General features: G+C 66.3%; 16 protein-coding genes and 1 tRNA gene. 8 read left to right on the forward strand and 9 right to left on the reverse strand.

Annotation, left to right across the window (positions count from 1 at the left end):
- The first annotated feature begins 19 nt into the window (after window positions 1–19).
- The 6 genes from WT53_RS22850 to WT53_RS22870 all read left to right on the forward strand — a co-directional run bounded on the left by WT53_RS22850 (window position 20) and on the right by WT53_RS22870 (window position 8476).
- A complete protein-coding gene (locus WT53_RS22850) occupies window positions 20–3163 on the forward strand; it encodes an efflux RND transporter permease subunit (protein ID WP_034205220.1) in 3144 nt (1047 codons plus the stop codon).
- A gap of 4 nt (window positions 3164–3167) precedes the next feature.
- Window positions 3168–4598, forward strand: coding sequence for an efflux transporter outer membrane subunit (locus tag WT53_RS22855; RefSeq protein ID WP_034205221.1), 1431 nt, complete (start codon window positions 3168–3170; stop codon window positions 4596–4598).
- Between the two features lie 101 nt (window positions 4599–4699).
- Complete coding sequence (locus WT53_RS22860) at window positions 4700–5392, forward strand: response regulator (RefSeq protein ID WP_034205222.1); 693 nt, start codon at window positions 4700–4702, stop codon at window positions 5390–5392.
- Window positions 5389–6012 carry a hypothetical protein gene (locus WT53_RS22865; protein ID WP_034205223.1) on the forward strand — a complete coding sequence of 208 codons (624 nt, stop codon included), beginning with the start codon at window positions 5389–5391 and terminating at the stop codon, window positions 6010–6012. The genes WT53_RS22860 and WT53_RS22865 overlap by 4 nt, the downstream gene beginning before the upstream one ends.
- A gap of 3 nt (window positions 6013–6015) precedes the next feature.
- Window positions 6016–6405: a hypothetical protein gene (locus WT53_RS34215; protein ID WP_230624805.1), complete on the forward strand. Its 390-nt coding sequence runs from the start codon at window positions 6016–6018 to the stop codon at window positions 6403–6405.
- A gap of 235 nt (window positions 6406–6640) precedes the next feature.
- Window positions 6641–8476, forward strand: coding sequence for a protease pro-enzyme activation domain-containing protein (locus WT53_RS22870; protein WP_034205224.1), 1836 nt, complete (start codon window positions 6641–6643; stop codon window positions 8474–8476).
- Window positions 8477–8618: 142 nt separating this feature from the next.
- On the opposite strand, the gene WT53_RS22875 is transcribed toward WT53_RS22870, so the two are convergent.
- Window positions 8619–9269: a pyridoxamine 5'-phosphate oxidase family protein gene (locus WT53_RS22875; RefSeq protein ID WP_060261658.1), complete on the reverse strand. Its 651-nt coding sequence runs from the start codon at window positions 9267–9269 to the stop codon at window positions 8619–8621.
- 235 nt (window positions 9270–9504) lie between these two features.
- On the opposite strand from WT53_RS22875, the gene WT53_RS22880 reads away from it, so the two are divergent.
- Entirely contained in the window at window positions 9505–10971 is a 1467-nt protein-coding gene (locus WT53_RS22880; RefSeq protein ID WP_034205226.1) for a PLP-dependent aminotransferase family protein, read from the forward strand.
- A gap of 7 nt (window positions 10972–10978) precedes the next feature.
- On the opposite strand, the gene WT53_RS22885 is transcribed toward WT53_RS22880, so the two are convergent.
- From WT53_RS22885 to WT53_RS22915, 7 genes are all read right to left on the reverse strand, one after another.
- Window positions 10979–12529, reverse strand: a complete 1551-nt coding sequence (locus WT53_RS22885) for a phospholipase D family protein (protein ID WP_034205227.1) — start codon at window positions 12527–12529, stop codon at window positions 10979–10981.
- Window positions 12530–12842: 313 nt separating this feature from the next.
- Window positions 12843–12921 (reverse strand) — tRNA-Ile (locus tag WT53_RS22890).
- 138 nt (window positions 12922–13059) lie between these two features.
- Window positions 13060–15477, reverse strand: a complete 2418-nt coding sequence (gene rpoD / locus WT53_RS22895) for an RNA polymerase sigma factor RpoD (protein ID WP_080747667.1) — start codon at window positions 15475–15477, stop codon at window positions 13060–13062.
- Window positions 15478–15565: 88 nt separating this feature from the next.
- Entirely contained in the window at window positions 15566–17443 is a 1878-nt protein-coding gene (gene dnaG / locus WT53_RS22900) for a DNA primase (RefSeq protein WP_034206230.1), read from the reverse strand.
- A 70-nt stretch (window positions 17444–17513) separates the two neighbouring features.
- Complete coding sequence (locus WT53_RS22905; RefSeq protein WP_006479409.1) at window positions 17514–17960, reverse strand: GatB/YqeY domain-containing protein; 447 nt, start codon at window positions 17958–17960, stop codon at window positions 17514–17516.
- Between the two features lie 194 nt (window positions 17961–18154).
- On the reverse strand, window positions 18155–18367 hold the full coding sequence (gene rpsU, locus WT53_RS22910; RefSeq protein WP_006479415.1) for a 30S ribosomal protein S21: 213 nt from the start codon (window positions 18365–18367) through the stop codon (window positions 18155–18157).
- Window positions 18368–18472: 105 nt separating this feature from the next.
- Window positions 18473–19702, reverse strand: a complete 1230-nt coding sequence (locus WT53_RS22915; RefSeq protein ID WP_257127872.1) for an NAD(P)/FAD-dependent oxidoreductase — start codon at window positions 19700–19702, stop codon at window positions 18473–18475.
- A gap of 121 nt (window positions 19703–19823) precedes the next feature.
- On the opposite strand from WT53_RS22915, the gene tsaD reads away from it, so the two are divergent.
- Window positions 19824–20864 (forward strand): tRNA (adenosine(37)-N6)-threonylcarbamoyltransferase complex transferase subunit TsaD, encoded by a 1041-nt coding sequence (gene tsaD, locus WT53_RS22920; RefSeq protein ID WP_034205230.1) that lies wholly within the window; start codon window positions 19824–19826, stop codon window positions 20862–20864.
- A gap of 90 nt (window positions 20865–20954) precedes the next feature.
- On the opposite strand, the gene folE2 is transcribed toward tsaD, so the two are convergent.
- Complete coding sequence (gene folE2, locus WT53_RS22925; RefSeq protein WP_060261661.1) at window positions 20955–21764, reverse strand: GTP cyclohydrolase FolE2; 810 nt, start codon at window positions 21762–21764, stop codon at window positions 20955–20957.
- Window positions 21765–21887: the final 123 nt, after the last annotated feature.

The raw sequence follows: 21887 nt of genomic DNA on the forward strand, positions 1-21887 counted from the left end.
TCACGAGGAGCCTCCCGTCATGGCTGAATTCTTTATCCGCCGCCCGGTGTTCGCGTGGGTGATCGCCCTCTTCATCATCCTGATGGGGCTGATCGCGATCCCGCAGCTGCCGGTCGCACGCTACCCGTCGGTCGCACCGCCGTCCGTCACGATCACCGCGAACTATCCGGGCGCCACGCCCCAGACGATGAACGACGGCGTGCTGAGCCTCATCGAGCGCGAGCTGTCCGGCGTCAAGAACCTGCTGTACTTCGAATCGTCGGCCGACACGTCCGGCAGCGCGCAGATCACCGTCACGTTCAAGCCCGGCACCGATCCGGAGATGGCGCAGGTCGACGTGCAGAACAAGATCAAGTCGATCGAGCCGCGCCTGCCTGCCGCCGTGCGCCAGAACGGGCTGATCGTCGAATCCGCGTCGTCCGGCTTCCTGATGCTGATCGGCCTGCGCTCCGACAGCGGCCGCTTCGACGAAGGCGCGCTCGCCGACTACATGGCGCGCAGCGTGTCCGAGGAATTGCGGCGCATCGACGGTGTCGGGCGTGTGCTGCAGTTCGGCTCCGAACGCGCGATGCGCATCTGGGTCGATCCGCAGAAGCTGATCAATTTCGGTCTGTCGATGAGCGATCTGACGACCGCGATCGGTCAGCAGAACGTGCAGATCGCGCCGGGCAGCCTCGGTGCGCTGCCCGCGCTGCCAGGCCAGCGCGTGACCGTGCCGCTCACCGCGCAGGGCCAGCTCACCACGCCGGAGGAATTCGCGAAGGTCGTGCTGCGCGCGAACGCGGACGGCTCGAAGGTCGTGCTCGGCGACGTCGCGCGCGTCGAACTCGGTTCGCAAAACTACATGTTCGTGAGCCGCGAGAACAACCGGCCGGCCACGCTCGCCGGCGTGCAGCTCGCGCCGGGCGCCAATGCCGTGAAGACGGCGGACGCGATCCGCACGCGCATGGCCGAACTGAGCAAGTCGATGCCGTCGGGCATGACCTACTCGATCCCGCTCGACACGTCGCCGTTCGTCAAGATCTCGATCGAGAAAGTGCTGGCCACGCTGTTCGAGGCGATGGTGCTCGTGTTCCTCGTGATGTACCTGTTCCTGCAGAACGTGCGCTATACGCTGATCCCGGCCATCGTCGCGCCGGTCGCGATGCTCGGCACCTTCGCGGTGATGCTGCTGACCGGCTTCTCGATCAACGTGCTGACGATGTTCGGCATGGTGCTCGCGATCGGCATCATCGTCGACGACGCGATCGTCGTCGTCGAGAACGTCGAGCGCCTGATGGCCGAGGAAGGACTGTCGCCGAAGGACGCGACGTCGAAGGCGATGAAGGAAATCACGGGCGCGATCGTCGGCATCACGCTGGTGCTGACCGCGGTGTTCCTGCCGATGGCGATGGCGAGCGGCTCGGTCGGCGTGATCTACAAGCAGTTCACGCTGTCGATGGCCGTGTCGATCCTGTTCTCCGCGCTGCTGGCGCTGACGCTCACGCCGGCCCTGTGCGCGACGATGCTCAAGCCGCTCGCGCCGGGCCATCACGAGAAGCGCGGCTTCTTCGGCTGGTTCAACCGCCGCTTCGATCGCCTGACGAAATGGTACGAGACGCGCGTCGGCCGCCTGGTCGGTCGCACGGGCCGCGTGATGCTGGTGTTCGTCGCGATTGCGGGCGCGCTGGCGTTCGGCTTCCGCAGCCTGCCGTCGTCGTTCCTGCCGGACGAGGATCAGGGCTACTTCATCACCAGCTTCCTGCTGCCCGCGGACGCGACCGCCGAGCGCACGCACGACGTGGTCAAGACGCTGGAGAAGCATCTTGCTTCGCGTCCGGCCATCCAGTCGAGCATTTCCGTGATCGGCTACGGCTTCTCGGGCCAGGGTCCGAACGCGGCGATCAACTGGTCCGTGATGAAGGACTGGAAGAATCGCGGCGGCGCATCGACGCTCGAGGAAGGCATGCTCGCGCAGCAGGCGATGGCCGGCGTGACCGAAGGCACGGTGATGAGCCTGCTGCCGCCTGCGATCGACGAACTCGGCAACAGCTCGGGCTTCTCGATGCGCCTGGAAGACCGCGCCAACCAGGGCACGGCCGCGCTCAAGGCCGCGGAAGCCAGGCTGCTCGAACTCGCCGCGCAAAGCAAGGTCGTGACCGGCGTGTACCCGGACAGCCTGCCCGCCGGCACGAGCATCCGCCTCGAGATCGATCGCGCGAAGGCGCAGGCGCTCGGCGTGTCGTTCGCGACGCTCAGCGACACGCTGTCGACCGCGATGGGTTCCACCTACGTGAACGACTTCCCGAACGCCGGCCGCATGCAGCAGGTGATCATCCAGGCCGACGCGCCGGCGCGCATGCAGATCGACAACGTGATGAAGCTGTACGTGCGCAACGCGGCCGGCGGCATGGTGCCGCTGTCCGAGGTGGTGCGCCCGGTGTGGGCCGACACGCCGCTGCAGATGGTGCGCTTCAAGGGCTACCCGTCCGCGCGGATCTCGGGCACCGCCGCTCCCGGCCAGTCGAGCGGCGCGGCAATGGCCGAGATGGAACGTCTCGCCGCGCAGTTGCCGCCGGGCTTCGCGGTCGAGTGGACCGGCCAGTCGCTGCAGGAACGCCAGTCGGCGTCGCAGGCGCCGATGCTGATGGTGCTGTCGATGATCGTCGTGTTCCTCGTGCTTGCCGCGCTGTACGAGAGCTGGTCGATTCCGCTGTCGGTGATGCTGGTGGTGCCGCTCGGCCTGATCGGCGCGATCGGTGCGGTGCTGCTGCGCGGCTTGCCGAACGACGTGTTCTTCAAGGTCGGGATGATCACCGTGATCGGCCTGTCCGCGAAGAACGCGATCCTGATCGTCGAGTTCGCGAAGCAATTGCGCGAGGAAGGCAAGGGATTGATCGAGGCAGCCGTCCAGGCGTCGAAGCTGCGCCTGCGCCCGATCCTGATGACCTCGCTCGCATTCGGCCTCGGCGTCGTGCCGCTGATGATCGCGACCGGCGCCAGCGCCGAGACGCAGCACGCGATCGGCACCGGCGTGTTCGGCGGCATGGTGACCGCCACGGTGCTGGCCATTTTCTTCGTCCCTGTTTTCTTTGTGTTCGTGATGAGCATCCAGGAGCGCATCGGCGCATGGCGGGCTTCCCGCAAACAGCCGGCGGCCCCGACTCACGGACAGGAAGGTTGATACCATGCGATTGCTTGTTCTTCCCCTCGTCCTCGCGCTGTCGGCCTGCTCGCTCGCGCCGACGCTGGTCAAACCCTCGATGCCGGTGCCGACGGCCTACACGGCCGCCGCTGCCGCCGATCTCCACGCGAACGCCGCCGATCTCGGCTGGCGCACGATGTTCGGCGACCGCCGCCTGCAGCGCCTGATCGAGCTCGCGCTCGACAACAACCGCGACCTGCGCGTGGCGGCGCTGAACGTCGAGGCCGCCGAAGCGCAGTACGGCATCCAGCGCGCCGCGCGTCTGCCGTCGATCGGCGCCGGCGCGAACTTCACGCGCCAGCGCACGTCGGACGACACCCAGTCGAATCCGCCGCTGTTCGGCACGACGCAGAACCAGTACGGCGTAAACGTCGGCATCAGCGCGTTCGAGATCGACCTGTTCGGCCGCGTGAAGTCGCAATCGGATGCCGCGTTCGCGCGCTACCTGGCAACCGATCACGGCCGCCGCGCGGTGCAGATCTCGCTCGTCGGCGGCGTGGCCAACGCGTACTTCGCCGAACGCCTCGCGCACGAGCAGCGCCAGTTGTCCGAGCGCACGCTCGCCGACTGGCGACAATCGCTCGATCTCGCGCGCCGCCTGAAGGAAGCGCACCAGGCGAGCGGCGTCGACATCGCGCAGGCCGAAGGCCAGGTCGCGAGCGCGACGGCCGATCTCGAAGCACGCACGCGCGCCGTCGAGCAGGCGCGCAACGCGCTTCGCCTGCTGGTCGGCACCGAGCTGCCGAAGGATCTGCCCGAGCCGCTGCCGCTTCAGCAGCAACCGGTGATCACGCAATTGCCGGCGGGTCTCCCGTCCGAGCTGCTGTTTCGTCGCCCGGATATCCAGCAGGCCGAACAAAATCTCGTCGCCGCGAATGCGGACATCGGCGCCGCGCGCGCCGCGTTCTTTCCGCGCCTGTCGTTGACGTCGTCGATCGGCTTCCTCAGTCCCGCGATGGGCAGCCTGTTCGACGGCGGTCAGCGCGTGTGGAACTTCGCGCCGCAGGTCACGGTGCCGATCTTCCAGGGTGGCCGGCTGCGTTCCGAGCTGCGTCTCGCGCAAGTGCGCAAGTCCAGCGCGATCGCCGAATACGAACGCGCGATCCAGGCCGCGTTCCGCGAAGTCGCCGACGGCATCGCCGGGCGCGAAACGTTCGGCCGCCAGATCGACGCGCAGACGCGCGTGGTCGCTTCGGCCGAACGCCGCACCGACCTGTCGAACCTGCGCTATCGCGCGGGTGTCGAGGGACGGCTGGAGTTGCTCGATTCGCAGCGGCAGCTCTATGCGGCACGGCAGGCGCTGCTCGACCTGCGCCGCGACGAGCTCGGCAATGCCGTTGCGCTGTACAAGGCGCTCGGCGGCGGCCTGACGGACCAGGACGTCGCACCGTCGAAGCGCGTGGCGCAGAACTGAACGAACGACGCCGTTGCGCCCCGTGCGGCAGCGTGGCGCAACGGCGTGCCCCGGCCCGGCCACGGGCCGCCCCGACTGTTCGACATCGCACGGTACACTCCATGACCCATTCCCTGATACTGATTGCGGAAGACGAGCCCGACATCTCGGACATCCTCGACGCATACCTGAAGCGCGACGGCTTTCGCACCTACCGCGTCGCCGACGGGCAAGCGGCGCTCGACGTGCAGCCGCGCCTGAAGCCCGACCTGATCCTGCTCGACGTGAAGATGCCGCAGAAAAACGGCTGGGACGTGCTCGCCGAGCTGCGACGGCGCGACAATACACCCGTCGTCGTCGTCACCGCGTTCGATCGCGACCTCGACCGGCTTCAGGCCCTGCACGCCGGCGCGGACGACTACATCGTCAAGCCGTTCAACCCGGCCGAAGTCGTCGCGCGGTTGCGCGCGATCCTGCGCCGCGCCGCCGCGCCGCCGACCATGCGCATACTGCGCGTCGGCGACCTCGAGATCGACACCGACAGCTATCTGGCCCGCGTGCGCACGGCGGGTACCGAGGTGCCGATCACGCTGACGCTGACGGAGTTCCGGCTCCTCGCGCATCTCGCGAGATCGCCGAGCCGCGTGTTCACGCGCGGCGAGTTGCTCGATGCGTGCATGGCCGACGTGAGCGCGCTGGAGCGCACGGTCGACAGCCACATCTGCCGGCTGCGCAAGAAACTCGAACAGGCCGGCGCGCCTGGCATGCCGGAAGTGATGCGCGGCGTCGGCTACCGGCTGCGAGGCGTGCGGTGACGCTGTCGGCACGGCCCGGCCGGCAGATCGGGCGGACGTTCAGCCTCGCCGCGAGCGTCGCCGTACTGCTCGCCTGCACCGTCGCGTTCTTCGTCCACGCACTGCATGCGCCGGCCGCGTTGCCGCGCGACGCGACGGCCGACGTCATGCTCCACAGTGCATCCACTTACCTGGTGCCGGCAACGGCGCTGTTCGTCTGCCTGCTGGCCGCTGCGTTCGACCTGCTCAGGCTGATCCACCATATGCTCGCGACGCTCGACGCCATGGCGGACACCGCCGCACGGACCGTCGCCGGCGACCCGTCGGCGCGCACGGTCTCCCGCGACGGCTGTCCGGCCGACTTGTCGCGCTTCATCGAGCATTTCAATGCGATGACTCATCCAACGAAACCTGCAAACCCATCCGATGCGACGGCCACCGCCGTCGGCAACAGTCGCGTCACGCGCACACGGCTCGCCGAACTCGAAACTCGGCTCGACGCCATCAGGACGCTCGCCGACAATGGCGACGCTTCCTCTCGCGACGCGCTGCTTCGGCATGTCGACGCGCTGTTCCGGATCGTCGACGACCTTCAGGTCACCGAACGACAGGCCCCGTCGATTCGAGCATTTCCTCGATAACGATTGGCCATTGCAACACGCATCGGAAAGGATCGGCGAGCCTCTTTCCGCATTACCTGCGTTGCCGGTTTCGAACATTACAAAACACTACCGATCTTTTCAAAATCATTGCGCTTTATTAGCTTTAACTTTGTTTCATATAATCAAAAAAAGTTTGACATCATACTTTCGTTCTTGATACCGTCCGATGCAAGCAATCCGACGGATTGCCTGCCACGCAAACGATTCCGTTCCACGTTTTTCGCTTCCGCTGCACCGAAGTACGCGCCGCCGAATGATGGGTTCGCCCGCCGGCGCGTGCAGCATCCCGATGCATTTCACTGGACGGCTGCCATCCGGCAGCGGGCCGAAGGATCGAATCAAATGAGCAGGACAACGAAGCTGTTGCTCTAGCAATCCCGCCCGCGCCGAATCCGGCGCGACTGCGCCGCCCTGTGGCGCAGCCTTTCCGTTACCGCGTTTTCCGTATTTCGCCCCCGGAGAAAAACCGCTTTCCGGATCGGGCGAAAGGCCCTGTCGCGTCCGTGCCACCCGCCCGCATGCGACAGAAAGCGGCGGTGCATGACCCGCACCGCTGTCGACCATCGTTGTTCGTGCCGTTCGTTGTTCAACCGGAGGGGTAATTCAAATGAATCAGGTTGCAAACAAGAAACAAAAGCACATTCGCGCCGTCAATCTCGCACTCGCCGCCGCGGCCGCAGCCGCGTCGTTCGGCATGGCGACCGCCCATGCCGCACCCGCGGCCGGCTGGACGGAAACGCGCACCAAGGGCTTCCTGCCGCTCGTGCAGCAGAACGAAGCCGGCACGGCCGGCGCGCCCGCGGCGAGCACGGCTGCCGCGGCGGCCGCCGCGATCGACATGGCGCCCGGCGAATCGGTGGACATCGTGCTCGGGCTGAACCTGCGCAACGAAGCACAGCTCGACCAGTACCTACGCGACCTGCATACGCCCGGTTCGCCGCACTACCGGCAGTTTCTGACGCCCGCGCAATTCGCCGCGCAATATGCGCCGACCGACCAGCAGGTCGCGTCCGTCGTCGCGCATCTGCGCAAGGCCGGCTTCGTGAATATCGTGGTCGCGCCGAACCGGCTGCTGGTCTCCGCGTCCGGCACCGCGGGAACCGTCCAGTCCGCGTTCCGCACGACCCTCAAGCGCTTCACGCGCAACGGCCGTAGCGTGTATGCGAACACCGACGCCGCGCAAGTGCCGAATGCGATCGGCAACATCGTCGGCGCGGTGCTCGGCCTGCAGAACGTCGAGCTCATGCATACGGGCGCGGGCGGCAAGCCGCAAGGCAACACCAGCAACCTGACGATCCCGGCCGGCGCGTCGGCGGTGCCGCACAACCCGACCGAGTTCTCGTCGATCTACGGCGGCGACGGCACGCCGACGGCCTCGCAGACCACGGTCGGCATCATCTCCGAAGGCGACCTGTCGCAGACGGTGAGCGACCTCAATACGTTCGCCGCGAACAACGGCCTCGGCACGATCAGCAGCAGCATCGTGAAGACGGGCCCGGCCGGCAGTTCGTACACCGACACCGACGGCACCGTCGAATGGAACCTCGACAGCCAGTCGATCGTCGGCACGGCCGGCGGCAGCGTGAAGCAGGTCGTGTTCTATACCGCGCCGTCGATGACGCTCACCGCGATCACGGCCGCGTACAACAAGGCCGTGACCGACAACGTCGCGAAAGTGATCAACGTATCGCTCGGCGTATGCGAATCGTCCGCGTACAGCACCGGCTCGCAGGCCACCGACGACACCATCTTCAAGCAGGCGGTCGCGCAAGGGCAAACCTTCTCGGTGTCCGCCGGCGACCACGGCGCGTACGAATGCGCGAGCGGCACGCCGTCGCGCTCGACCTACACGGTGAGCGAGCCGGCCACGTCGCCGTACGTGATCGCGGTGGGCGGCACGACGCTGTTCACCAATACGTCGACCAATGCGTACAACAGCGAAATCGTCTGGAACGATCCGAGCTGGCAGCCGGGCACCGTGTGGTCGACGGGCGGCGGCTACAGCAAGTACGAGGCCGCGCCGACGTGGCAGTCGTCGACCCTGACCGGCTCGACCAAGCGCGCGCTACCCGACGTCGGCTTCGACGCCGACCTGCGCACGGGCGCGATTCTCGTCGTGAACGGCCAGACGTCCGACACGCTGTGGGGTTCGGGCTACCTGAACAACGAAGGCGGCACGAGCCTCGCCGCGCCGATCTTCACGGGCATCTGGGCGCGGCTGCAGTCGGCCAACAACAATACGCTCGGGTTCCCGGCGTCGAGCATCTACAAGTACTTCCCGAGCAACGCGGCGCTGCTGCACGACGTCACGTCCGGCAACAACGGCAGCGGCACGTACGGCTACAAGGCAAAGGCCGGCTGGGATGCGACGACGGGCTTCGGCAGCGTGAACATCTCGAAGCTGAACGCGTTCATCCAGAGCACGTCGGATTTCGCGCGCTGACGAGCCATTGACCGAACCGGATGCGCAAGCGCGACGTCTCGTATGCAACCGCGTCCGCCGACCCGCGAAGGCTACGCAGCCTTCGCGGGTCCTCTGCAAGCCGTGTCGTCTCGCCGCTTCCGATGCGGCCTCGTCGCGCCGCTCAATCGGCCCAGTTCCGGACATAATCCGGCACCGGCACGTGACCGTCGGCATGAACCGGCGCGCCGCGCGTCGTCTTCAACGGCAAGATCCCGGCCCAGACCGCCAGCCCGAGATCCTCTTCCTTGTCGGAGGGCAGCGAATCGCTGATCTTCACGGCCGCTTCCGCCATCGAAATCCGCAGCACGCCGGTCGCATTGATTTCCTTCGAATTGCCCGGCCGCGCTTCGTGCTTGCGGCCCGGCGCGATCTTGTCCATCAACGCATCCAGCGCGGCGAGTTTTTCCTCGCTGCCTTCCACCACGTCGAACTGCCCGTAGATCACCGCGGATCGATAATTCATCGAATGATTGAACGCGGACCTGGCCAGCACGAGGCCGTCCAGCAGCGTCATCGCGACGCAAGCCTGCGCGCCGGCCGACAGCGCCTTGATCATCCGGCTGCCGTTGGACCCGTGGATATAGAGCGCGTCGCCCTTTCTCCAGTGCGCGGCCGGGATGCAGTGCGTGTTCCGCCCGTCGCCGAACGCGATGTGACAGACGTACGCGTCGTCCACGATGCGGTAGAGCATCGTGCGATCGTGGCTCGCCAGCTCGGGCAGGCGGCGAACCGTGGTACGTGGCGTGGAAGAGAGCGTGGTCCAGTCGTTCATAGATCTGCAGTGCGAAATGAATTGTGTCGGCATCGTGCCGTATCCGGGCGTGAGCGCGCGGTTGCCCGGCCCATCGACAGTCGCTTGCCGAATCGAGCAAAATACGCGCGTATCGCAAAGCCGCGCCGATCGCCAGGAATGCGCGTGCACCGGCCTGCCCCGCGAGAACATGAACGATACGATGCGCGCGGCATCTTCGAAAGAACCAGCACAAGGAAAATTTCTGGAACCAGCCATGGATCTCGCGCTGCTCATCTCGTCGCTTTCCAGACAGGACGGCGCGACAACACATAGCCAGCAAGAAGCCCTCTACCGGAGCCTGCGCGACATGCTGCTGGACGGGCACCTGCCGCCCGGCACGCGGCTCGCGTCGACGCGCGTGCTCGCGGCCGAACTGGGCATCGCGCGCAATTCCGCGGTCTATGCATACGAGCGCCTCGCCGAGGAAGGCTTCGTCGCGGCCACGCGCAACGGCACGATCACGTTATGGGACGGATGCAGCCGGCCGAGCGCCGGCCATGGGAACAGCCCCGCACCGGTTCACCTGTCGGCGCGCGTGCACGGGCTGGAGAATACCGATCCCGAGCCCGAACGCATGCTGCCGTTCGTTCCCGGCCTCCCGTCCCTCGACGAATTCCCGGTTGCCCAGTGGCGCCGGTGCATCGAGCGTGCATGGAAGACCATCACGCCAGCCCGGCTCGCGTACGGGCCGGTCGAAGGACTACCCGAACTGCGGCGCGCGGTGGCCGCGTACATTCGCGTCTCGCGCGGCGTGCGCTGCGACACGGGCCAGGTATTCATCACCGACGGCACGCAGAGCAGCCTCGAGCTCTGTGCGCGCATGCTCGCGAATCCCGGCGACTACGGCTGGCTCGAGAACCCGTGCTACAACGGCGCGAAGACCGCATTCCGGTCGACCGGCCTGAATCCCGTGCCGATCGAGGTCGATCGCGAAGGCATGGCGCCGACCGACGAGCAGTGGCGCACCCGCCCGCCCCGGTTGATCTACACGACACCGTCGCACCAGTACCCGCTCGGCGCGCTGATGAGCCCCCGGCGACGCGCGGCGCTCGTCGAGCGCGCCCGCGCATGCGGCGCGTGGATCATCGAGGACGACTACGACAGCGAATTCCGCCACGGCGGCCAGCCGCTGCCCGCGATTCAGGGCCTGCATGCCGATGCCCCGGTGTGCTATCTCGGCACGTTCAGCAAGACGATGTTTCCCGCCCTGCGGCTCGGTTTCATGGTGGTGCCGCCGGTGCTCGTCGAACACTTCACCCGCACGCTGCGCGAACTCGTCCATCGCGGTCACTCGGCCGACCAGCTGGCGATGGCCGAATTCATCGACAGCGGCCTCTTTGCGCGGCACCTGCGGAAGATGCGAGCGCTCTACGCCGCCCGGCGCAGCAGCCTCGAAACGGCGCTCGCGCGCCATCTCGGCACGTCGCTGAGCGTGCGGGAAAGCCCGGGCGGCATGCATCTTTCCGCGGATCTCGCGGTGCCGCTGCGCGATACCGACGTCGCGCGTGCCGCAAGCGCCCACGGCTTGCTGCTGCAACCGTTGAGCCACTACTGCATCGGCGACGGCCGCCGATACAACGGCTTCGTCCTCGGCTATTCGGGGCTGAGCGACGCGACGATCGAGACGGCGGCAATGCAATTCGCCGACGTCATCGACCGGCAGCGCCGCGCGCGGCGCTGAATGCCGCTCACAGTTGCGATTCGATCGGAAACAGCCCGAGAAACCACACTTCCATGCGCCGCGGGGCGGACACCTCCGGCTCGTGATCGATCTCGGTGATCTTCCCGTCCGCGTCCGTCTGAATCCACTTGAGCCGCCCTTTTCCGGCCGGATCGGTTCTCGCCTCGACACGCCATGCGATCCGATCGAGCCGCGCCTCCAGATCGTCGGCGACCTGCGACGCAATCGCCGGGCTCTCGCAGTAAACGCCGATCTCCGTATTGAGGTTCAGCGAGCGCGGATCGAGATTCATCGACCCGATGAAGATGCTCGTGTGATCGAACACGTAGGTCTTCGCGTGCAGCGACGCGCGCGACGAGCCGACGATGACCTGCTTCGAAATGCTCTTGTCGCCCGATGGCCGACGCTCGTAAAGCCGCACGCCCGCGTTCACCAGATCGCTTCGATAGCGCCGGTAGCCGGCATGCACGGCCGCCACGTCGGTCGACGCGAGCGAATTGGTCAGCACCGTCACGCGCACGCCGCGCGCCGTGAGCGCGCGCAGCCGCTCGACCACCTCCTTGCCCGGCACGAAATACGGCGACACGATCAGCAGGTCGTGCCGGGGCTGCAACGCAAGCGCGCGCAACTGCGGCATCAGGTGCCCGTCGCTGTCCTTCGGCGCGTGCGCGATCTTCGACGGATCGTCGTACAGCACCGTCGCATGCCCCCACGACAGCTCCGTGCCCTGCCCGTGGACGATCCGGTCGAGCCGCTGCCGTGCCTCGAGCACGTACGGATTGTCCTCCATCGCCCTCAGGTAGTCGCGCAATCGCTCGCGTTCGCGATCGAGCCCGCCCGGCGCCGCGTCGTGCCCGACCAGCGTATCGATCGGATACGCATACGGCGAATTCCAGAACGTATCGAATTCCGTCGAGATGTCCTTCACGACCGGGCCGTGAACGACGACGTCGAGATCGCCGAACTCCAGCATCGACGATGCGCCGAAATATTCGTCGCCGATATTGCGGCCGCCGACGATCGCCGCCTGGTTGTCCGCGATCATCGCCTTGTTGTGCATGCGCCGGTTGACGCGCGAGAACTCGAACACGGTGCCGATCTTCTTGAAGCGGCGCGTGGCCACCGGATTGAACAACCGGATCTCGATGTTCGGATGCGAGCTGATCTCGAGCAGCTTGCGGTCGTCCGCATTGGTGCCGAGATCGTCGAGCAGCGCGCGCACGCGCACGCCGCGATCGGCCGCGCGAATGATCGCATCGGCCAGTTCGTGCCCGGTCAGGTCGTCGTGCCAGATGTAGTACTGCAGGTCGAGCGAGCGGTCGGCACGGTCGGCGAGCAGCACGCGCGCATCCAGCGCATCGACCGGATCGGTCAGCAAATGGAACGCGTCCTGCCCCGGATGAGCGGCGGCCTGCTGCTGGAACGCGACGCCCAGCCGCGTATCGTCCGTATCGGTGAATGCATGCGTCGGCGTGCGATCGGCCAGCGGCGGCAGGCTCGCGCACGCGACGAGCATCAGCAACGACAGAATCGCACCCCACGAACGCAGCATGATCATGTTGGCCGCCCCCCAATGTCGGGCGAAGTCGGATTGTGTTTGTTCTGGCTGGCTGCCGGACGGAGCGCGGCACGGGTCCACGGTACGCGCGCGACGGACCAGCGTGCGACCGGATCGCGCTACAGCATACTTCGATTGATATCGCGGCGGCACGCTTTCGGTGTTTCCGCGGTGGCGAAGATGCGACACGCGGCGCCGGCACGAACGCGTTCAATACGTTCGACACATTCGGGCGGCGCACCAAAGAAAAACCCGCGACGCCGTGCGGCAATCGCGGGTTTCGAGCTTCCCCGGACGACCGTGGAAGCGAATCTGGTGGGCCCCCCGGGAGTCGAACCCGGCACCAACGAATTATGAGTTCGCTGCTCTAACCAAGCATGAGCTAGGGGCCCAGACGAGAAGCAAAGCGTGCTACACGCTGCCCCGACAACGAGGCCGGGCCGGCATTGTAACAACAAAGACGACAAAGGGAACGAACGCCACCGGCATCATGCGGATACTGGCGGCGTTCGCGGCACGGATGCTGGAAATCAGTTCCCTTCGAGGAACGACTTCAGCTTGTCGGAACGGCTCGGGTGACGCAGTTTGCGCAGCGCCTTGGCCTCGATCTGACGGATGCGCTCGCGCGTGACGTCGAACTGCTTGCCGACTTCCTCGAGCGTGTGATCGGTACTCATCTCGATACCGAAACGCATCCGCAGCACTTTCGCCTCGCGCGGCGTCAGCGAATCGAGCACGTCCTTCACGACGTCGCGCATGCTCGCATGCAGCGCGGCATCCGCCGGCGCGACCGTGTTGGTGTCCTCGATGAAGTCGCCGAGATGGGAATCGTCGTCGTCGCCGATCGGCGTTTCCATCGAGATCGGCTCCTTCGCGATCTTCATGATCTTGCGGATCTTGTCTTCCGGCATCTCCATCTTTTCGGCGAGCGTGGCCGGATCCGGCTCGAGGCCGGTTTCCTGCAGGATCTGCCGCGAGATGCGGTTCATCTTGTTGATCGTCTCGATCATGTGAACCGGAATACGGATCGTGCGCGCCTGGTCGGCGATCGAGCGCGTGATGGCCTGACGGATCCACCACGTCGCATAGGTCGAGAACTTGTAGCCGCGACGGTATTCGAACTTGTCCACCGCCTTCATCAGGCCGATGTTGCCTTCCTGGATCAGGTCGAGGAACTGCAGGCCGCGGTTCGTGTACTTCTTCGCGATCGAGATCACGAGACGCAGGTTGGCCTCGGTCATTTCGCGCTTCGCCTGACGCGCCTTCAGTTCGCCGGCCGCCATCTGGCGGTTGGTTTCCTTCAGGTCCTTCAGCGGCAGCACGACGCGCGCCTGCAGGTCGAGCAGACGCTGCTGCTGTTCGCGGATCGCCGGAACGTTGCGCGACAGCACCGCGCTGTACGGATGGCCTTCCGCGGCGATCTTCTCGGCCCAGTCGAGATCCGTCTCGTTGCCGGGGAAGCGCGCGATGAATTCCGAGCGCGGCATGCCGCACTTGTCGACGACGATGTGCAGGATCTGACGCTCGACCTGGCGCACTTCGTCCACCTGCGCACGCAGCGTGTCGCACAGGCGTTCGACGGTACGCGCGGTGAAGCGGATCGTCATCAGCTCGCTCTGGATCGTTTCCTGCGCCTTCAGGTAGGCCTTCGACTTGTAGCCTTCCTTCTCGAACGCGCGGCGCATCTTGTCGAACCACTCGCTGATCTGCGCGAACTTCTCGAGCGACGCGCGCTTGAGGGCTTCGAGTTGGGCGGCGTTGGCCGATGCCTGCGCGGCACCGTCGTCTTCCTCCTCTTCCTCTTCTTCCTCTTCCTCTTCGGCTTCCTCGTCCTCGTTCTCGATGGCTTCCGCTTCCTTCGCGGAGAAGCCGTCCGTATCGGTGGAGTCCGAAGCATTCGGATCGAGCAGGCCGTCGACGAGCTCGTCGACGCGGATCTCTTCGTTCGCGACGCGTTCGGCCATCGCGAGGATGTCGGCGATCGTGGTCGGGCACGCGGAGATGGCCATCACCATGTGGCGCAGGCCGTCCTCGATCCGCTTCGCGATCTCGATTTCGCCTTCGCGCGTGAGCAGCTCGACGGTGCCCATCTCGCGCATGTACATCCGGACCGGGTCGGTCGTGCGGCCGAATTCCGAATCGACGGTGGACAGCGCGACTTCCGCTTCCTCTTCGACTTCATCGTCCGACGACGCGGCGGGCGCGTTGTCGTTCAGGAGCAGCGTTTCCGCGTCCGGCGCCTGCTCGTATACCGCCACGCCCATGTCGTTGAACGTGCCGATGATGCCCTCGAGGGCTTCGGTCTCGGTGAAGTTGTCCGGCAGGTGGTCGTTGATTTCGGCGTACGTGAGGAAGCCGCGCTCCTTGCCGAGCTTGATCAGCGCGCGCAGCTTCACGCGGCGCTCTTCGAGCTCCTCGGCCGTGCCCGGCGTGCTCGTCGCGAACGCTTCCTTCAGCAGCGCCTTTTCCTTGGCGCGACGATCGCGCACCTTGGATTTGCCCGGTGCAGCCGCGGCTGCGGGCTGCTCGTCGCTCTGATTTGCGTCGTCTTCGACGGATACTTCGTTCAGCTTTTTGGTCATGGAGTTCGCCGTACCGGCTATATCGACTCGCGGCTGCTGGACGACAGCCGGTTGAACCGTGGGTGCATGAGTAGTACGTACTGCCGTTTCGTCCGCGTCGGCAGTCGTGTCCCTTGCGCTTTTCGCACTTGCCCGCTTCGCCGCCGGCTTGGCCGGCCCGGAGTCGGGTCTGGCGGCAGCCCGTGTTCTGGCTGCCGGCGCCGGCGCAGCCTGAGCAGTGCCGGCCGCGGTTTTCTTTCCCGCAGGAGCTGACGTGGCTGAAGACGTTGTCCTGGCGGAAGAAGCAGACTTGGCCGCTGTGACCTTCTTGGTCGGCTCCGTCGAGCCCTTGCCTGTTGCTTTCTTTCCGCCTGTCGTCTTTGCCATCGCGATTCTCGCCTCTGCTTGGAAAACAAACCGCTGGAAACCTTATATTATAGCACGCTGGGGAACCCTCTCTAAGCGCCCCAGCCGCCTACAGCCCGAGCCGACGCTTCATGTCGGTTCGCTGCTGGTTCAATTCCGTCAATTCGGTCAATTCCTCGGGGGTGAAGGTGGATTGCCGCGCCAGCCTGTCCAGCCGGTCGCAGCAGGCGTCGTAGCGCATCTTGAGCACCGCTGCCTGCAGCTCCTCCCCCGCAATCCGCTCCTGCTCACGCTGCCGCTCGGGCACCGTCTCGTCTTCCGGATTCTGTAACAGCAAATCGCGGACGTTTTCATCATAGTCCAGAATTTCGCGGAAGATTTCCTCGTAAGTCGCCGCGTTCGAGGACGTCCTCAGGACATCCGACAGCAGCCGGAACTCCGCGCCGTCCCCCAGCGCACGCGCATGATCGACGACTTCCGCGAACAACTCGCCGATGCGCGGCAGCGCACGCAGGGTCGCAATCTGTTCGTCGTCGAGCTGCGATGCGACGCGCGGATGCATCACCAGCGTGCGCAACGCGCGCTTTTCGCTGTCCGTCACGCGGCGCCGCTCGCTGCGCGCGGGCGCCTGGCGCGGCGCCGCCGCGATACGCGTATCGACGTCCGACAGCGCCGCGACCTCTTCGAACGGGATGTCGAGGCGATCGGCGAACATGTGCATGATCTGCGCACGCAATGCGTTCGCGGGCAGCGCCTGCAACAGCGGCTTCGCATCGAACAGCGCCTTCGCGCGGCCTTCCGGCTGATCGAGCGCCTTGCCGGCGATTGCTTCGTTCAACAGAAATTGGGACAGCGGCATCGCGCGCTCGACCTGCTCGGAGAACGCGTCCGCGCCGAACTCGCGCACGTAGCTGTCCGGATCGTGCTCGGTCGGCAGGAAAAGGAACCGGATCGTGCGGTTGTCGCCCGCATGCGGCAGGCATGCCTCGAGCGCGCGCCGGGCCGCGCGCCGCCCGGCCGAATCGCCGTCGAAACTGAAAATGACCGTGTCGGTCTGACGCAGCAGCTTCTGCACGTGAATCGGCGTGCACGCGGTGCCGAGCGTCGCGACCGCGTTCGGAAACCCGAGCTGCGCGAGCGCGACGACGTCCATGTAACCCTCGACGACCAGCACGTACTTGCGCTCGCGAATCGCGAGCCGCGCCTCGAACAGCCCGTACAGCTCGCTGCCCTTGTTGAACAGCGGCGTTTCCGGCGAGTTCAGGTACTTCGGTTCGCCGCTGCCGAGCACGCGGCCGCCGAAACCGATCACCTGCCCCTTCACATTGCGGATCGGGAACATGATCCGCTCGCGGAACCGGTCGTAGCGGCGCGCGACGCCCTGCGCATCGGTTTTCTCGCTGACGATCACGAGCCCCGCCTCGACGAGCGACTCGTCGCGATAGTCGGGGAACGCGGCCTCGAGGTTCTGCCAGCCGTCCGGCGCATAGCCGAGACCGAAGCGTGCGGCGATCTCGCCGGTCAGCCCGCGGTTCTTCAAGTACTGGATCGCGTCGGTCGCGCCGCGCAACTGCTTGCGGTAGTAGTCGCACGCGGCCGTCATCGCGTCGGACAGCGCGGTCGCCACCGATTTCGACACGGGCGCCGGATGGTCGCCGCCCCCGCCTGCGCCCCCACCGCCGCCGCGCATCGACGGCTCGTGCGGCACGGTCAGGCCGACGGATTGCGCGAGTTCCTGCACGGCTTCCGGGAACGTGAGCCCCGCGTGTTCCATCAGGAAGCCGATCGCGGTGCCGTGCGCGCCGCAACCGAAGCAGTGATAGAACTGCTTGGTCGGGCTGACGGTAAACGACGGGCTCTTCTCGTTATGGAACGGGCACAGCCCCATGAAATTGGCGCCGCCCTTCTTGAGCTGCACGTACCGGCCCACCACGTCGACGATATCGACGCGGTTCAGCAAATCCTGCAGGAACGAATGCGGAATCACCGTGGGATCGAACGAAAAAAGAGGATACGGCGCCCGGCGCACGCATCGCTGGGCGCGCCGGGAACGGGTCTTACTTCGTGAGCGCGGCCTTGACCTGCGCGGAAACGGCCGTCATGTCGGCACGGCCGGCGAGCTTGCCCTTCAGCACGCCCATCACCTTGCCCATGTCCTGCGGGCCGGCTGCACCGGTTTGCGCGACGGCCGCCTGGACTTCGGCCGCCACTTCGGCGTCCGACAGTTGCGCGGGCATGTAGCCGCCCAGCACGGTCAGCTCGGCCTGCTCCTTCGCGACGAGATCGTCGCGGCCGGCCGCCTGGAACTGGCTGATCGAATCCTTGCGCTGCTTGATCATTTTGTCGATCACGGCCGTGATGCCCGCGTCGTCGAGCGTGACCCGATCATCGACTTCGCGCTGCTTGATCGCGGCCATCAGCAGGCGAATCGTTGCCAGACGCTCGCTTTCCTTCGCGCGCATCGCGGCCTTCATGTCTTCGCTGATCTGCTCTTTCAAACTCATCTTTCACCCGGGATGGAAACGTGAATCCGACGCCCGCGAACGGACGTCAACACAAAAACCCGCTTGGGACAGTGTCTCAAGCGGGTTGCTCGAATCCGGCATCGGCGACTCGCCGCCTGATCGGCTGCGCGACCGCATCCGACCGCGCGGAGTCGCCGGTGCGCCGCTCAGCGAACCGCGCGGCGCCCAATCGTTCAGTACAGCTTCTTCGGCAGCGTCTGGCTGCGAATACGCTTGTAGTGACGCTTCACCGCCGCGGCCTTCTTGCGCTTGCGTTCCGCGGTCGGCTTCTCGTAAAACTCGCGCGCACGAAGCTCGGTCAGCAGACCGTTCTTCTCGATCGTGCGCTTGAAGCGACGCATGGCAACTTCGAACGGCTCGTTCTCTTTAACGCGAATGATCGTCATGATCCGACACGAATAAAGGTTTGCAGGGAAAGACTACCGAGTATAGCAGAGCGCATGCCCAAAGGCACGGGGCCGCCCCCGGGCGCAACGGCGCGGGCCGGTGCGTCAGGCGCCGCGCGCGTACTCGGCCGCGGCCTGCCCGGCCGCCGTGCCGGACGCCCACGCCCACTGGAAGTTGTAGCCGCCGAGCCAGCCCGTCACGTCCACCGCCTCGCCGACGAAGAACAGCCCCGGCACGCGCGCGCTCATCATCGTCGCCGACGACAGCTCGCGCGTATCGACCCCGCCTTTCGTCACTTCGGCCTTCTTGTAGCCTTCGGTGCCGTTCGGCGTGAGCGTCCAGCCGGACAGCGCGTCGCCGATCTGGCGCAGCGTCTTGTCGGGCAGGTCCGCGAGCCGCGCGTCGGCCGCGACGCGATGCGTGTCGAGCCACGCGTGTGCGAGGCGCGACGGCACCCAGTCGGCGAGCAGCGAACCGATCTGGCGCTTCGACGTGCGTTTCGCGTCGAGCAGGTCGGCCACCGTGTCGCGCTGCGGCAGCAGGTCGACGCGGATCGGGTCGCCGGGCTGCCAGTAGCTCGAGATCTGCAGGATGCCCGGCCCGGAGAGCCCGCGATGGGTCAGCAGCAGATCCTCGACGAATTCGCCGCCGCGCTTTTTGTCGCCGGTCGATACGCGCACTTCGAGCGATACGCCGGACAGCGGCGCGAACGGCGCCCAGTCCTGCGGCGCGAACGTCAGCGGCACGAGGGCGGGCCGCGTATCGACGAGCTTGTGGCCGAACTGCTTCGCGAGCCGATAGCCGAAGTCGGTCGCACCGATCTTCGGGATGGACAGGCCGCCGGTCGCGACGATCAGTGCACGCGCAGCGATCGGGCCGGCCTGCTGCGTATCGAGCGTGAAGCCGTCCGACGGCGCATGGCGCACCGCGTCGACGACGACGGGCCGGCGCCACGCGATGCCGCCCGCGTCGCACTCGTGCTTCAGCACGTCGATGATCGCGTCGCTGCCGTGGTCGCAAAAGAGCTGACCCTTGTGCTTTTCGTGCCAGGTCACGCGATGGCGCTTGAGCAGTCCGAGGAAGTCGCGCGGCGTATAGCGCGCCAGCGCCGAGCGCGCGAAATGCGGATTCGACGACAGGTAATTGTCGGGCCCGGCATACAGGTTCGTGAAGTTGCAGCGGCCGCCGCCCGAGATGCGGATTTTCTCGGCGAGCCGCGGCGCGTGATCGATCAGCACGACGCGGCGGCCGAGCTGCCCGGCGACCGCGGCGCTCATCATGCCGGCGGCGCCCGCGCCGATCACGGCGATGTCATAAGTTTCCATGGCGCGGATTGTACCTGCCCGGCATCGGGGCCGGGCCGCCGCCAGCGCCGGCCCGCCCTCGCCTGCTATACTTTCCGGTTACGTCGACCTATCTGCGGCGCGTCCGAAACGGCGCGCCCTGCCCGTACCCATGCTCGTTCTCGGCATCGAAAGCTCCTGCGACGAAACCGGCCTCGCGCTCTACGACACGCAGCGCGGCCTGCTCGCGCACGCGCTCCATTCGCAGATCGCGATGCACCGCGACTACGGCGGCGTCGTGCCCGAACTCGCGTCGCGCGACCACATCCGCCGCGCGCTGCCGCTGCTCGAGGACGTGATGGCGCAAAGCGGCACGCGCCGCGAGGACATCGACGCGATCGCGTTCACGCAGGGCCCCGGCCTCGCCGGCGCGCTGCTGGTCGGCGCGAGCATCGCGAATGCGCTCGCGCTCGCCTGGAACAAGCCGACCGTCGGCATCCACCACCTCGAAGGCCATCTGCTGTCGCCGTTGCTGGTCGACGAGCCGCCGCCGTTCCCGTTCGTCGCGCTGCTGGTTTCCGGCGGCCACACGCAACTGATGCGCGTGACCGACGTCGGCGTCTACGAGACGCTCGGCGAAACGCTCGACGACGCGGCCGGCGAAGCGTTCGACAAGACGGCGAAGCTGATCGGCCTCGGCTATCCGGGCGGCCCCGAAGTCTCGAAACTCGCGGAAACGGGCACGCCGGGCGCGGTCGTGCTGCCGCGCCCGATGCTGCATTCGGGCGATCTCGACTTCAGCTTCAGCGGCTTGAAGACGGCCGTGCTCACGCAGATGAAGAAATTCGAAGCGGCGCAGCTCGACGGCGAAGCGCTCGAACGGGCGAAGGCCGACCTCGCGCGCGGCTTCGTCGATGCGGCCGTCGACGTGCTCGTCGCGAAGTCGCTTGCCGCGCTGAAGAAGACGAAGCTCAAGCGCCTCGTGGTCGCGGGCGGCGTCGGCGCGAACCGCCAGTTGCGCGCGGCCCTGTCGGCGGCCGCGGCCAAGCGCGGCTTCGACGTGCACTATCCCGATCTCGCGCTCTGCACCGACAACGGCGCGATGATCGCGCTCGCGGGCGCGCTGCGCCTCGGCCGCTGGCCCGAACAGGCGAATGCCGACTACGCGTTCACGGTGAAGCCGCGCTGGGATCTCGCGTCGCTCGCACGCTGAATCCGCAACGCAACGCCGCCAGCCGGAAAACGAAAAGGCAGCTCGATTCCGAGCTGCCTTTCTCATTGGTGCGACGAAACGTCGCGGCGCTTATGCAACGTGCCGCTTGTCGCGCTCGATCAGCGCATACGCGCTGTGATTGTGGATCGACTCGAAGTTCTCGGCTTCGAGCACGTAGGCGACCACCCGCTCGTCCGCATCGAGACGCTGCGCGACATCGCGCACGAGATCCTCGACGAACTTCGGGTTCTCGTACGCACGCTCGGTGACGAACTTCTCGTCCGGACGCTTCAGCAGCCCCCACAGTTCGCACGACGCTTCTTCCTCGGCGATGCGGATCAGCGCCTCGACCGGCATATCGGCGGCCAGCTCCGCATCGATCGTCACGTGCGAGCGCTGGTTGTGCGCGCCGTATTGCGAGATCTTCTTCGAGCACGGGCACAGGCTCGTCACCGGCACGAGCACCTTCAGGAACAGGCGCGTGTCGCCGTTGCGGCTTTCGCCCGCGAGCGTCACTTCATAGTCGAGCAGGCTCTGCACGCCCGACACCGGCGCCGTCTTGTTCACGAAATACGGGAACGTCACTTCGATGCGGCCGGCCTCGGCCTCGAGCTTCACGAGCATCGACGCGAGCATCGCGCGGAAGCGCTCGACCGTCAGCGGCGCGCGATTCTCTTCGAGCAGCGCGACGAAGCGCGACATGTGCGTGCCCTTCTGATCGGCAGGCAGACGGACGTCGAGGTTCCAGACGCCGACGGTCGGTTGCACGTCGCCGCTTTCGGTACACACCGTCAACGGATGCCGGACCGCCTTCACGCCCACGCGCTGAATCGGGATCTGACGGGTATCCACCGTGCTCTGCACGTCGGGCATCACGAAAGCGGGGTTCATCTGGTTCATCTTGGTTCAATCCTTGTAAGCCGCGCGTCCGACGACGCGCACGCCGCGTCACGCGGCAGCCGGAAAAGCAACATGGGCCCGCAGGCCCATGTTTTCCGCATCAATGAAGACCGGTTGCGCCAG

It is taken from the genome of Burkholderia sp. MSMB2157WGS, assembly GCF_001532755.1.
GTDB lineage: Bacteria > Pseudomonadota > Gammaproteobacteria > Burkholderiales > Burkholderiaceae > Burkholderia.

Bases quoted from the DNA above. Each gene is read 5' to 3' on its own strand.
- WT53_RS22850 (WP_034205220.1), top strand. From the start codon at position 20: ATGGCTGAATTCTTTATCCGCCGCCCGGTGTTCGCGTGGGTGATCGCC.
- WT53_RS22855 (WP_034205221.1), top strand. From the start codon at position 3,168: ATGCGATTGCTTGTTCTTCCCCTCGTCCTCGCGCTGTCGGCCTGCTCG.
- WT53_RS22860 (WP_034205222.1), top strand. From the start codon at position 4,700: ATGACCCATTCCCTGATACTGATTGCGGAAGACGAGCCCGACATCTCG.
- WT53_RS22870 (WP_034205224.1), top strand. From the start codon at position 6,641: ATGAATCAGGTTGCAAACAAGAAACAAAAGCACATTCGCGCCGTCAAT.
- WT53_RS22875 (WP_060261658.1), bottom strand. From the start codon at position 9,269: ATGAACGACTGGACCACGCTCTCTTCCACGCCACGTACCACGGTTCGC.
- WT53_RS22880 (WP_034205226.1), top strand. From the start codon at position 9,505: ATGGATCTCGCGCTGCTCATCTCGTCGCTTTCCAGACAGGACGGCGCG.
- WT53_RS22885 (WP_034205227.1), bottom strand. From the start codon at position 12,529: ATGATCATGCTGCGTTCGTGGGGTGCGATTCTGTCGTTGCTGATGCTC.
- rpoD (WP_080747667.1), bottom strand. From the start codon at position 15,477: ATGGCAAAGACGACAGGCGGAAAGAAAGCAACAGGCAAGGGCTCGACG.
- WT53_RS22905 (WP_006479409.1), bottom strand. From the start codon at position 17,960: ATGAGTTTGAAAGAGCAGATCAGCGAAGACATGAAGGCCGCGATGCGC.
- rpsU (WP_006479415.1), bottom strand. From the start codon at position 18,367: ATGACGATCATTCGCGTTAAAGAGAACGAGCCGTTCGAAGTTGCCATG.
- tsaD (WP_034205230.1), top strand. From the start codon at position 19,824: ATGCTCGTTCTCGGCATCGAAAGCTCCTGCGACGAAACCGGCCTCGCG.
- folE2 (WP_060261661.1), bottom strand. From the start codon at position 21,764: ATGAACCAGATGAACCCCGCTTTCGTGATGCCCGACGTGCAGAGCACG.